The sequence below is a fragment of the Sphingobacterium nematocida genome (assembly GCF_900168125.1).
Lineage (GTDB): Bacteria > Bacteroidota > Bacteroidia > Sphingobacteriales > Sphingobacteriaceae > Sphingobacterium > Sphingobacterium nematocida.
In genome coordinates, this window is record NZ_FUZF01000013.1 from 22618 (window position 1) to 35916 (window position 13299).

Below are 13299 nucleotides of genomic sequence, written 5' to 3' on the forward strand. Positions count from 1 at the left end.
ATTAAAGCTTAACATTCAGTCCAACACTGTATACTTTCATCTGTGGGTACCAGCTTCCATCACCAACAGGACCTTCTGGATCATACCCTTCCCAAAATTTATTATGGGTGAAAAGATTCTGACCGCTTACATAGATTCGAAGTGCCTTGATATTTTCCTGCATCCGAGGAGACAAGGGGACAGTGTAGCTTAGTTGTACATTTTTTAGACGCAGATAAGCGGCACTTTTCATCCAAAATGTAGAATTCTGGATATTGTTGATTTCATTAAATGCAAAACGGGGGAAATTACTGTTCGTATTTTCGGGTGTCCATCGATCTTTGTGCTGTTCCTGCACCGTGCCACCTTCGTAAAAAGGCATTATACCTTGCCCATACAGATAGCCCGATGCTTTTCCTACCCCTTGTAAAAATAGAGACAGGTCGAATCCTTTATAGCCTAAATCAATATTCGTACTGTAGGTGTAGCGCGGCAAATGGCTGCCCATGATGATTTCGTCTTGGTTGTCGATCTTGCCATCACCATTCTGGTCTTTGTATTTAATATCCCCAGGAGCCACTGTGCCAAATTGTTTGGCATGGTCTGCAATATCTGCAGCATCTTTAAAATACCCCTCCGCTTCATAACCATACAGTGAATTCATAGGATAGCCTTCATGATTGACCTGCAATCCCGTCCTTTGTACACCCCGCATATCCAGTACTTTGTTTTTGACATCCGAGAGATTTACCGTAACTCCGTATTTAAAGGAATTGACCTGATTGCGGTACCCTAAAGAGACTTCCCAGCCCTTGTTTTCCATTACTCCTGCATTCTGGTAAGGAGCACCCAGACCATTGGTCTTTGGGATGTCGAGTTGCAGAAGGATGTCGGTTGTTTTGCGATAGAAATAATCTGCCGTCAGGCTAAAGCTTTTCCATAGCTGAAGATCCACCCCGATATCCGTAACGGTGGTTGTCTCCCATTTTATTTCCGGATTTGCCATGGTAAGTAGTGCCGCTCCCGTATAAATGCGGTCGTCAAAAACATAGTTATTGTCCCCGATAGTGACAAACGCAGCAAATGGATATAGTCCTATATCTTGATTGCCCAGCTTACCCCAGGATGCCCGCAGTTTCATATCGTTGATGGTAGGAAGAATATCTTGCATAAAGGACTCCTGGCTCAATCTCCAACCTGCTGAAAAGGATGGAAAAAAGGAGTATTTATTACCCTTGCCAAACCGAGATGAACCATCGTAGCGTGCATTGGCTTCAAAAAGGTACTTTTCTTTATAATTGTAGTTTATTCTCCCAAATAAGGATCTTAAAGACCAATGGGTGGAATTGCCACCCGTGCGTTCGTTTTCCTTATTTCCGGCATCGATCTCCTGAAATTGGGGAAGCAGAAAAACCTCTCGAAAAGCAGATAAGGTATGATCTACTTGGTCCTCTTGTTGAAACCCCGCCAGTATGGTCAACTGGTGATCCGCTGCGATCCGCTTGTCGAATGTGGCCATAGCACGTAGATTATTGTACCAATATTGAGAAAAGCTTTCCTTTAATGAATTGCGGGCAGGTTTGGCAAAACTCTTTGTTCCGTCCCAATTGTAGGTTTGGATGATTTCTGCGAATGATTTGTTGTGGCTTATCTCAAATTTTGGGGAGTATACCAGGTTAAATTTCAACCATTCTACAGGCTGATATTTTAAATCCAGATTGATAATGGAATTGAAAGGGTTCACTTTATTAAGTCCACCATCACGGGCTTTGGCAATGGGATTATCGCCATTCCAGCCTTCTCCATATTGGCCATTGGAAAAAATCCCGGGTTGATTTGCGGGAATACGTCGCATCCAGTGAAAGACAGAACTGGTGCTGGAAGAAGGTTCTATCAGATTTTTGCGTACCAACAGTAGATCCATGGCTGCCGACCACTTGTCATTTAAGGTAATATCTGTATTTAGCCGCATATTGTAACGCTTGAAATTCGTATTGTCCAATATGCCGTCCTGATCGATATAGTTAATCGATCCCAATACTTTTACCTTCTCACTCGATGAACTAATGCCTATGTGGTGATTATGCATAAAGCCGTTACTACGCATGGTGAGTGCTCTCCAATCGGTATCTGGATAGCGGTCTGGATTGGTGGATATCCCTGCTATATATTCATCGATTACTTTTTGCGTATATAAGGGATCTCGTCCGGTATTTGTATAGGCTTCGTTGATCATCGTCATATGATCTATTGCACCTACCATCGATGTATTATCCGTCGGGACCTGCCAGCCGGCGTAGCTGCTGTATTCGACCATAGCTCCCGGTTTGTTTGCGCGCTTGGTCGTTATTAGAATTACACCTCCTGCCGCGCGGGAGCCATAAATTGCAGCGGAGGCTGCATCTTTCAAAACAGAGATATTCTCGATATCATTGGCATCCACGTTGTTCATCGTAGACTCTACGCCGTCCACCAAGACAAGAGGCCCCATGCCACTGCCGAGTGTACCTACACCTCGGATTAATAAATTCCCCCCATCTCGGCCCGGCTGCCCGGACTGTTGTCTGACGGTGAGCCCGGGAACTAATCCCTGTAGGGCGCTTGATACCTGTGCTACCGGTCGTTTTGCTATTTCATCCCCTTTTACAGAAGATACGGAGCCTGTTAAGTTTACTTTTTTTTGCACCCCATAGCCTACTACGACAACTTCGTCCAGTTCATCATTCTCCTGAATAAGGACAATTGCCATGGAATTGCCAGATACTTTAGCTTCTTGGGGTTTAAATCCTACCGAGCTGAATACTAGGGTGCTTGAAGGATCGACCTTTAAGGTGAATCGACCGTTTTCATCGGTCAACGTCCCTGCTGAAGTTCCTTTAACCTTGACACTAACGCCCATAATAGGTTCCGCACGTTCGTTAGTTACTTGTCCGGTGATAGACTGTTGCGCTGCTGCAGGATCTATATTCCGCTTATCACTTAGTGCGATCGGCTTTTTCCGTACTAGAATAATCCGATCCACAATTTCATAGGTCAGCGGTTGTTTGGAGAATAGTTGCTCCAACGCATGTTCTATCGATGCATTGCGGATGGTGATGTTTACCGGCTGGGCGATGTCCAATATTTCGGCATTGTAGGAAAAGTCATACCGGGTCTGTTTACTTATTCGCTCCATCGCTGTGGACAACAACGTCTTTTTGAGCGTAAGATTTACAGTCTGGGCAGATATCTTGGCCGAAACTTGCAAGCTTAATGCCAGTAGTAGTGTCACGAAAATCTTCATAAGAATAAGCGTTCTTAAAAAACGTCTGTCAAAGTGAAACTTGTATACCACTAAAGGGATATACGCCTCCTTGCAAACTGAGGTATAATTCATAACTTTGTGTTTAATGGTCAATTATTCTGTTTAACAATACGCAATAAATGCTGGCCAAAAAATGCCGGAGTGTTCCACCACTTCGGTATTTTTTATTATAAGGCATCGCATCACTATAATCTATTCGCTCATAACCTGAAGCCTCCTTCCTTCTATTTTAAGCTTAATATTAGCCATCCTTTCCAATACATAGAGTACACTGGAAAGCTTCTTGTCATTTCTTATCGAAGCATGTATTTTTACATTTTCTGGGATCCTATTGTAATCTACGTCCAGATCATACCAGCGTTCTATTTGACGGATGACTTCGGGCAGCGGCGTCGCAACGAATCGAAATTCTCCGCTCGTCCACGCGGTGTATGCCTCGGAGTTTACCTGTTTTACACGATATCCAGCACTGCCGAGCGAAGCTTGTTCATCGGGGTTCAGTATCGTTGAAGCCCCGCTATCCACGGTTTTGAGTGCTACCTTGCCACTTACTAAGGTTGTGGTTACATCGGGTTCATTGGCATACGCATTTACGTTAAATACGGTTCCCAAGACTTGCAATTCTTGTTTGTCTGTCTTTACAACAAAAGGCTTTGCTGTGTTGCTGATGACCTCAAAATAAGCCTCTCCCTGTAGCTCCACTTCTCTTTTGGTCCCGCCAAACGCAGTAGGGTAGCGGAGGGAAGACGCTGCATTTAACCATACGAGCGAGCCATCGGGCAATATTAATTTATACATTCCTTTGCGAGGAGTGACTAAGCGGGCAAACTTGCTCTCCGCATCATCGACTATTTGTGTACCGTCGGTATAAGTAATCTTATCGTTTTGCATGGAAATACCGGTATTTTCTTCCTTGAGTGCGATGGATTGCCCATTTTCTAAGATCAGGGTGGCGCGATTTGTCCCGGGCTCAATATCGGTAAGAACACTGTTAGTAGAGGGAAATCCTGACTTTATGCGCTGGATAACGAAAGTAAATGAACATATAAGTAGGATCGATGCCGCAATAGAAACCAATTTTATCCGTCGTGTTACTATTTTTTTGTTATTATACTGGTTTTCTATCGCACGGAGAATTTCCCGTCGTTTGGATTTCGCTAGATGGACCGCATCAGTGGAGATTTCATTTTCCGGGACGGGCTTTGAGAATTCCTTTTCAACAAGGCGATGGAGATCTTCTGTATATTCATTGAGTTCAAAGTGTCTTAGTAATATACTCAACTCTTCTTGAGTATATTCGTTATCCAGAAAACGTTTAAATATATCATGAATATAGGCCATAGGGAATCTCTTTAACTATACAGACTCCGTTTAAAGAAATGTTCTCGGCTCGGGATTGAAAAAAAATGAAATTATTTAAAGACTAAAGTAACGAGCAGGGAAAAAAGTATTTCCGGATGATTTTTTGCTATCTCGTCGCGAAGGAATACAGCAGATTTAGCCATGTGGTCTTTAATCGTGCTGATCGACACGCCAAAGTATTGAGACGCTTCTTCGTAAGTTTTGCCTTCCAATTTAATAAGCCTAAAGACCCGTTGTCTTTGTGGGGGGAGCTGCGATATCAGCTTTTCTAGCACTTCCAGCGTTTCTTTCTCCTCTAGTAGTGGCTGTATATGATCATAACTGACCCTAACATGAAGCAACAATTGCCTTTCAAGTTCTTTATCTTTTGAAGCCCGATGAAAAAAATCTATCGCCAGGTTCTTGGCGATAACTAGGAGATAGGCTTTTATATTGGTTTCGTTTGTTAGATTTTTGCGTCCGTTCCACAGCTTTAGAAAAGTGTCCTGAAGCAACTCTTCTACAATTTCAGTCCTTTTTACCAAGCGATAGAGCTTATAGGTGAGCGTGTCTGCATACTGATCATACACTTCTTCATAGGCCCAAGGTTCCCCCTTTTTAAGCCCCAGAACAAGTTCTGTATCATCGATTGGACAGTGCATTCGCATTAAAAATTTAGATTTATAAGTCAAACCTACATAAATTCACCTTTACAAGCAATACAATTGCGCCGAAATATACAAGCGAAACAGTTGATAAGGGTGATAAAGTTGATAGGGTTACAATAACATACGCCTGAAGTGATCTGCTTCAGGCGTGTTCCTTTTAGATACCTTTTCGGCAGAGGTAGATTTTTAATCGTATTGATATATGGCGACTACGGGGAGGTGATCTGATGCATATTGTCCGGTCATAGCTATCGCCGATAGCAAGCTATACGTTTGCTTTGCCAATGGGTTATATACGATAAAATCAATTGCTTTAGTTGGGTTTACGACAGGGATCGTAAACTGGCAATTGCCCATGCAGGAAAAATTGAACCCTTTCTTGAGCAGGGTCATTTCTTCCGAATCGGGTGTCGCATTAAAATCTCCGCCGATGAAAAGTGGCTTCTTGAGCTGCTCACTTATATCATTAAGAAACTGTGCCTGTGCTACGCGGATGGTATTCAGATCAAAATGTGTGGATCCAAATTCCATAGTCTTGCCATCCGGCAAGGTCACGGTAGCTAAGGCAATACTACGCTGTTCGCCTCCCACAATCGCAGGCAGATCAAAGCGACGTTTGTTGCTCAGCGGATATTTACTAAGGATTGCATTCCCATATTCTCCTCCTTTGTAATCAATGGATTTGGAAAAATAATACTCCATGTCGAGCAATTCGGCTAATTTTTTGATCTGATCGATCTGATCGGCGACATTTGCCGAACGTGTGGTGTTTACGTCGACTTCCTGTAAAGCGACTATATCGGCGTTGCTTTTCTTGATGACGGCCGCAATATTATTCAGGTTGATCACGTCCGAATTGTAGGGTGCACCATGCCTGATGTTATACGTCATCAGCGTCAGTCTCTTTTTTTGTGTTTCGGGCTTGGTCTCTTCACCTGAGCTGCTGCAACAGGTAATGACCAAAAACAGAAGTGCTGTGATAGCAAGTAATCCTTTTCTCATTTTTTTTTGATTTGTTAGTGGTGAAAACACCAGATTTATACAGCTTTCTAAAGAGCCATATAAATCTGGATGATTTACTATTGCGTTTCTATTTTTGCGTTTTTACTTTGATTTCTGCTGTTGTAGGGAAAAAAGTGTTGGCCGTTTCTGGATTTTTGAACGCTTCTAACGTCTTGTCCACAATAAGAATGTTCGCAGGATCCTGATAGGTAATGTAATCAAAGGTGCCAGTGGGGTTAGCCTTGGGAGCATTAAAAACACAGCCTGTCGCAGGGCAGGCATATTTGAAATTGCCCGTAATATATGTCAGTGCAGCGCCAGGTGCTGACCACTGCTCATTAAAATTCCCAACAAAAATAACAGGATCTGTTAGATTCTCTGTCGCACGAAGGATATCAATGGCTTGTAATCTCCTGTCGTCAGCATTTGTTTCTAACTCTGTCCCTGCAAATTGCACAAATATGCCATCCTCCACCTCTACTTTTATCCTAGCCAGCATCCGTTGCTCCCCTCTGCTAGGGTCTTTGGTCAGATCTAGGCCAAAACTTTCGGTGATAGGGAATTTAGAAAGCACAGCATTGCCAAACTGTCCTCCGCCGTAGCTCCGGCCTTTCATAAATACCTGCATACCCAGCTCGTCACCGATCACCTGCGGTCGGTCAATACCTGCGGCACGGGTTGTCTTGCTGTCACATTGCCTTAAGAATAATAGATCCGGGTTGTATGCTTTTATCATCGCGACCATAGCCGGAAAATTTGTTGCGGTATTTCCCAAATTCATATTCACCGACATGATCTTCAATGTCTTTACGGGACCGGTATATTCATTAGGATCTAGAAATTTGGTAGGTGTAACATTCCAGTCCCCGGCATCAACCGATTTACGGCAGGACTGCGCCAGGACCAGCACAACACAAACGCCTAATAGGGTAAAAAATATCTTTTTCATCTCTTAATAATTTGGATTTTGAACCATGTTCGGATTTGTACTCGTTTCCGTTTCGGGTATCGGCCACAGGTATTCGCGATTACGGTTGTATTTGCGCATCTGCACCTGTACAATTTCGCCAGTAGTCGGGTTGGTGGCCCCATACACCTGTCCATTCATCACATCGGTGTCTATACCCCAACGGCGGATATCAAAATAACGCCCACCTTCAAATGCTAATTCAGCCTGTCGCTCGCGGCGGACCAATGTACGCATACGTTCCTGCGAATTGTACACCATGGTCGTTACCGCTGGCATAGTAGCCCGCGTGCGTACTTGATTGATAGCATCAAGTGTCTCTGCATCATTCCACTCATTCAGCTCGATCTTGGCTTCGGCATAGGTTAATAAAATCTCGGCATAGCGAATGATCATAAAGTCAAGCTCACCTGACTTTTTCTGCTGATCTCGGGCATCGATATATTTCTTGATCCAATAACCTGTAGCTGTAGACTTTGTCAAGCCGATCTTGTCGGCAGGACTATAAAAGGGGTCCAAGGTGTACTGTCCCAAAAACTTTTCATTGGGTACAAATACGGAGGCCGAAAGCCGTGGATCCCGTCTATTTAGGTGGTTGGGGTCTTTACGGTAAATAGCCAACGAATCAGGTCCCAGCTCATAAATGGTTTTTCCTTGTTTTGTTTCATAGTTATCAACTACCCGGTTAGTGGGCGAAAGATAAGTCTCGCCGCCTATACCATACGGGGCAAAGGAAGTCCACGCATTGCTTGCTCCCTGCTCTTTGAAGAAAATACGCTCATTGTTCAACTCGCCCGTGTAGCTGAACAGCTCGCTGTAGCTTGCCTGCATATTAGCGGTATTCTGCCATAATTTGTACACCTTCGAATCAATGATCTTCTTGGAGGCCATCTTTGCGAGTTCATAATCTTTTTTGTAAAGACCCAATCGTGATAATAACGCCCAACAGATACCACTCGTGATTCTTGTCCTATCGGCATTGGTATAGGTCGACGGCAACAGCTCCGCACATTGTTTTAGCTCTTCGGCGACAAAATCATACACCTGATCCTGTGGGGTCCTCGATTGATTATTTTCCTCGGGTTTTAAGGAAGCCGTCAACAAGGGAATATCTCCATAGAGCATCATGAGTTCCATGTGGTAATAGGCCCTTAGCGCACGGGCTTCCAGCTTCATCCTTTCTTTCAATCCTGCATCTGCAAACACCTTGTCCACATTTTCCAAAAAACGATTCGCTCTTCGGATACAGGTGTAGTCATCCTGCCACAAGGACTGCGAAACACCCCAGCGACTGGTAGCTAATCCTCTGGTAAAACCATCGTAATCTCCCTTAAACTCGCCCCGTTGTACAGCCTCGTCCGTAAGGCCTGAATAGTACATGATGTTACGTCCCGAAGAACCTCCTGGGATCCCCGCATAAATGGAAGACAGTGCGTTGTAGGCATCGGTCTCGGTATTCCACCACTTGTCATCCGACACCCCCGTAGGACTGTCTATAGTAAGGAATTTTTCGCAGGATACCTGCAGCATTCCCACCGCGACCAAGCTGTATATCAATATTCTCATCTTATATATCGTGTTCATATTTTCCCCTAATTAAAAGTTTGCAGTCAGTCCCACGGTAAATGTTTTCATAATTCCATACGTCCAAGAACCACCTTGCGACTCTGGATCTGCCATTTTTACACCGGAGAACAAAAATGGATTCTGCGCGTTCAGATAGATACGTGAACTCTTGATACCGTATTTATTCAACGTCTTTCCGCTCAGACGGTAGCCTGCCTGGATAAATTTGACCCGCATATAGCGCGCATTGAACAGCCAAAAATCACTGACAAATACGTTGGTACCCGGTGTGGTCTTTATGCGTGGGTATATGGCATCCTGATTGTTCTCGCGCCAAGAATTGGCAGCACGATACGTCGTAGGTACACCGCCCGAAGCACTCATATTGAGCGGATGCCATAGGTAACCACTCGATTTACCACCTAGATTGGCAGAGTAGTCGTGATTGCCCGCTCCTTGGAGTAGCACCTCTATATCAAACTTTTTATAATTTACACTGAAGTTTGCAAAGTAATTAATACGAGGTGTAGGGTCGCCGATCATCTGCTGATCGTCGTCGTTGATTACGCCATCTTGATTGAGGTCCTTATAATGAATATCGCCGGGGCCTTGGCTCTGGTTGGCCAGCAGCACATTAGCACGGCCGTACTCATCAAAATTGGAGAGCTGCAGAATACCATCCGATACATAGCCGTAATAACTGCCCAGTGCATAACCTTCGCGCTGCCGTATGATTCCTGTTTCTCCAAACACACCACCAGCCAACTCTAGAATTTTATTCTTATTGTAAGTGATTCCAGGTTTTACGGAGATAAAAAGGTCGGGAGTGATCTGCTCATTATACGTGATCTGAGCCTCTACCCCTCTATTCATCACTTTTCCGGCATTCAACCGGATAGCCCCCAACGAGCCCGATGGAGGGATCATAGGCCGCATCAACATATCTGTCGTTAGCTTATCGTAGTAGTCGAAGGTCAAAGCAAACTTGTTATTGAAAAGTGACATATCAAATCCAAGATCCGTGATCCGTACCTTTTCCCAGCTGATATCCGGATTGCCCCATACCGACTCGGTCCCATTGGTCTCATTGATCAGATTCTGATATTGGTAGTATCCTATATTCTCGTTGCCCAGGTGTCCATAAGATGCCCTTAGCTTCAAATTATTGATCGCATCCAGTTTGAAGAAATCCTCATTGTGCACATTCCATCCGACCGCAACGGAAGGGAAGTAACCCCATTTGTTGCCTGCTCCGAATTTGGAGGATCCATCGGCACGGAAAGCCAACTCGGCCAGGTAGCGGTCGTCGTACGAATAATTAACTTTACTGTAGGCTGATGCCAAAGCGGACATATCCCAGTAGCCTTCATTAAAACGCTCTATAGAAAAGCCTCCTAAGGCAAATACATTGTGCTTATCGAATCGTTTTGAATAATCTAAGGCTCCACTACCGAAAATGTAAGTATCCCGCTTGTCTGAGTATGAATTGCGCTGTACCGCCCAGGTCTGTACGAGCTGCTTGCTGTAATAATCAAAGAAATAAAAATTATCACGGTTCTGTTTATACACATCGGAGTTGAGTCGGTAACTAAACTGCCCTGTCAGGTTGAGGTTATCGGTAATCGTCCACTTAGGCTGCAAATTGATGGTAGCTTGGTCAAATTGATAACCGATGGACCCGCCGACCTCTGCATAGGCCACTGGATTGACGATATCTGCATACCGTCCATAGATGGTAGGCCATCCTTCTTCGGCCGGATATTTGGGCAATATGTTAGGCGGTAGCCTGTATAGGTCGTCCAGCATACGGATTCCACCGTTGCCCAATCCACGATTGGGGTACAACACATTACGACGGATACCGAGTACATCCAGATTGACCAAGAATTTCTTGGATAGTGATACGGATGTATTGGCTCTAATATTGAAGCGGTCCATCTTGTTGACCGGCAACATCCCTTTTTGATACATGTAATTGCCCGTAATGGCAAACCTCGCGACATCGTTACCTCCGCTGAGCGCTAGCGAATGGGAGGTCAATGGCGCATACTCATCGATGACCTCCTTGGTCCAGTTGGTATTTGGAAAATTGATCGGATCCTCACCCGATTCGGTCTTGCGAATCTGCTCGTCATCAAAAAAAGCAGCTTCGCCCGATGCCAGAGCCGCATAATTATAGGTACGCATATAGGTCGCGGCATCAACAAACTCGGGCATCAGTGTCGGGCTCTGTATACCATAATACCCATCGTACAACACATTGATCTGTCCGGCTTTGCCTCGTTTGGTCGTAATCAGGATGACCCCATTGGCTGCTCTGGCACCGTACATGGCAGCCGCAGCCGCATCTTTTAGGATAGTCACACTTTCTACCGTTACGGGGTCGATATGATTCATATCCATAGGAACCCCATCTACAAGCACCAATGGGTCGGAGTTGTTCATCGTAGATATACCTCTGATCTTGATCGTAGCGGCATCTCCCCCAGGTAGTCCCGATCCCTGCTGTACGTTGAGTCCGGTGACACCTCCTTGTAAGGCTTGAGAGAGATTGGTGATTGGCTTACCTTCAATATTAGATTTGACATCCAGTGTAGCGACCGAACTGGCAATATGCTTCTTTTGCATCTCGGTCATCCCCACCACCACGACTTCTTCTACATCTGCTACATTTTCCTGCAACGACAAGCTTAGGTTATTTTCATTCTTATTGACCAATACTTCATATGGGCGGTAACCTACGAGTGTAAAGACCAGTTGTGATCCTTTGGGTACCGCAACATCGTAATATCCGCCAGCACCGGTCATACCTACGGATGCTCCTCCTTTGATCGAGATACTTACGTTCTCTAAAGCCTGTGGTGGTTCCTGGCTATTGAACACACGTCCTTTAATGATTATTTTTTCCTGCCTCATCTCTTCTCGGTCTACCCCTTTGCCGTAAGAGGAATGGGGTACGATCGTGATCTGTCCATCGGACTCCTTGAAGGTAAGGTGGTACTTGGGCAACTCTTTGGACAAGAGCTCCTTGAAATCCCGGTTCTTGGTATTGACCGTGATCCGCTTGTTGGCGACCAACTGATCCGAATACAATAAGGCCACATCGACCTGTGTCTGTACCTGTTCAAGAAATTGTTTTAGTGTTGCGTTTTCCATTTTGACGGTGACACGCTGAGGAAAGGCAACCGCACTGATCGATAGGAAGATACCTGTCAGTGCTAATGATCCTATTTTCATGCTATAGCTCCATTTTGACGGCAATCGCCATCGAGCGGACGCGTATTGTTCCGCCTGTTTATTTTTCATAATTTTGAATAGATTAAATTGTGCAAACGATTTATTGATCAATCGATAAAGGGGAGGTGCAACTCCTCTTTATCTTCTTTGTGATACCATTCTTTTTTTGATTTATCTTTTTCTGATCCAGACCTCCTTTTCTATTTGTGTGATTTCGTAATCATTCAGTTCATAGAGACTTCTCAGCGAAGTCACAATATCCACATCGATATTGAGCCTACCGGAGTAAGCTACTGATAATGCCCTAAGCCGATTGTCTAGGTGTATCCGTACATTATAGATACGCTCCAGTCTACGTGCCAGCTCATCGATGCTCAGCTGCTGCAATACCAATTGGCGTTTGGTCCAGAGGACATCATCCCCTTTGGCATTACGGTTGATATTTATTTTCTTATTCTTGCTATCAAAGCTTATCCGTTCTCCCGGTTTCATACGGATTCCTTCAAAAAGACCTTTCGTACTCTCCAGAGATACGGCTCCTGTGAGTAGCTCGATGACAGTATGGTTATCCTCCTCGTGCGAATTGACATTGAAAGTAGTACCCAATACATGGATTTGGGTCTCGGCTGTACGCACGACGAAAGGCCGCCCGGTATGGGTAACGTCAAAATACCCCTCGCCGTTCAGGTATACTTCGCGCGTGCCCTGACTCATATCCTTTTTAAATGTCAGATAGGAACCGGCGTTGAGCCAAGCCGTAGATTGATCGGGCAGTACAAAGGCCTGCCGTTTTCCGTAAGGAACATACACGGTAGCATATTGTACCTCGTTATCCCCGACATGCTCGTCGAGCTTAAGCATATCCTCATTACCATCCACCTTTAAGGGATTGACCTTGGTGCGATCCTGCCCCCTCGCAGAAGATACTAGTAATAAATCGCTCCCCGCCGGAATAGCCCTTTGATTGTGTTGTGCAGTCTGGATGATATCGTCTTGTTGAAATAGTTCTTTCGCGGGATTATAGGGATAGTACATAAAAAACAACATCAGCGCCGCGGCGATCCCCGTTGCATAGCCCCATACACGCCTATAACGCCTTCTACGGTGTTGCCTCCTTATCGATTGATAGAGTACGGCCTTGGCATCCGTGTCGAACAATTCACTCGTACCAAGGTTAAAAATCTTTTTATAGTTCTCTTTATTTCTGTCCACAATAAGTGTATTTACTTATATAG

General features: G+C 44.7%; 8 protein-coding genes. All 8 read right to left on the reverse strand.

What is annotated here, in order from left to right:
* Window position 1: 1 nt before the first annotated feature.
* Complete coding sequence (locus B5X76_RS13945; protein ID WP_176141078.1) at window positions 2–3262, reverse strand: TonB-dependent receptor; 3261 nt, start codon at window positions 3260–3262, stop codon at window positions 2–4.
* Window positions 3263–3475: 213 nt separating this feature from the next.
* Window positions 3476–4624, reverse strand: a complete 1149-nt coding sequence (locus B5X76_RS13950) for a FecR family protein (RefSeq protein ID WP_079643891.1) — start codon at window positions 4622–4624, stop codon at window positions 3476–3478.
* A gap of 71 nt (window positions 4625–4695) precedes the next feature.
* The gene (locus tag B5X76_RS13955) at window positions 4696–5286 is read right to left on the reverse strand and encodes an RNA polymerase sigma factor (protein ID WP_176141079.1); all 591 of its coding nucleotides are present in this window, start codon (window positions 5284–5286) and stop codon (window positions 4696–4698) included.
* A 192-nt stretch (window positions 5287–5478) separates the two neighbouring features.
* Complete coding sequence (locus B5X76_RS13960; protein ID WP_079643895.1) at window positions 5479–6294, reverse strand: endonuclease/exonuclease/phosphatase family protein; 816 nt, start codon at window positions 6292–6294, stop codon at window positions 5479–5481.
* 88 nt (window positions 6295–6382) lie between these two features.
* Window positions 6383–7243, reverse strand: coding sequence for an endonuclease/exonuclease/phosphatase family protein (locus tag B5X76_RS13965; RefSeq protein ID WP_079643897.1), 861 nt, complete (start codon window positions 7241–7243; stop codon window positions 6383–6385).
* A 3-nt stretch (window positions 7244–7246) separates the two neighbouring features.
* Window positions 7247–8845, reverse strand: coding sequence for a RagB/SusD family nutrient uptake outer membrane protein (locus tag B5X76_RS13970; protein WP_245801044.1), 1599 nt, complete (start codon window positions 8843–8845; stop codon window positions 7247–7249).
* 12 nt (window positions 8846–8857) lie between these two features.
* Window positions 8858–12133: a SusC/RagA family TonB-linked outer membrane protein gene (locus tag B5X76_RS13975; RefSeq protein WP_079643901.1), complete on the reverse strand. Its 3276-nt coding sequence runs from the start codon at window positions 12131–12133 to the stop codon at window positions 8858–8860.
* Window positions 12134–12235: 102 nt separating this feature from the next.
* The gene (locus B5X76_RS13980) at window positions 12236–13276 is read right to left on the reverse strand and encodes a FecR family protein (protein ID WP_079643903.1); all 1041 of its coding nucleotides are present in this window, start codon (window positions 13274–13276) and stop codon (window positions 12236–12238) included.
* Window positions 13277–13299 lie beyond the last annotated feature (23 nt).

Bases quoted from the DNA above. Each gene is read 5' to 3' on its own strand.
- B5X76_RS13945 (WP_176141078.1), bottom strand. From the start codon at position 3,262: ATGAAGATTTTCGTGACACTACTACTGGCATTAAGCTTGCAAGTTTCG.
- B5X76_RS13950 (WP_079643891.1), bottom strand. From the start codon at position 4,624: ATGGCCTATATTCATGATATATTTAAACGTTTTCTGGATAACGAATAT.
- B5X76_RS13955 (WP_176141079.1), bottom strand. From the start codon at position 5,286: ATGCACTGTCCAATCGATGATACAGAACTTGTTCTGGGGCTTAAAAAG.
- B5X76_RS13960 (WP_079643895.1), bottom strand. From the start codon at position 6,294: ATGAGAAAAGGATTACTTGCTATCACAGCACTTCTGTTTTTGGTCATT.
- B5X76_RS13965 (WP_079643897.1), bottom strand. From the start codon at position 7,243: ATGAAAAAGATATTTTTTACCCTATTAGGCGTTTGTGTTGTGCTGGTC.
- B5X76_RS13970 (WP_245801044.1), bottom strand. From the start codon at position 8,845: ATGAACACGATATATAAGATGAGAATATTGATATACAGCTTGGTCGCG.
- B5X76_RS13975 (WP_079643901.1), bottom strand. From the start codon at position 12,133: ATGAAAAATAAACAGGCGGAACAATACGCGTCCGCTCGATGGCGATTG.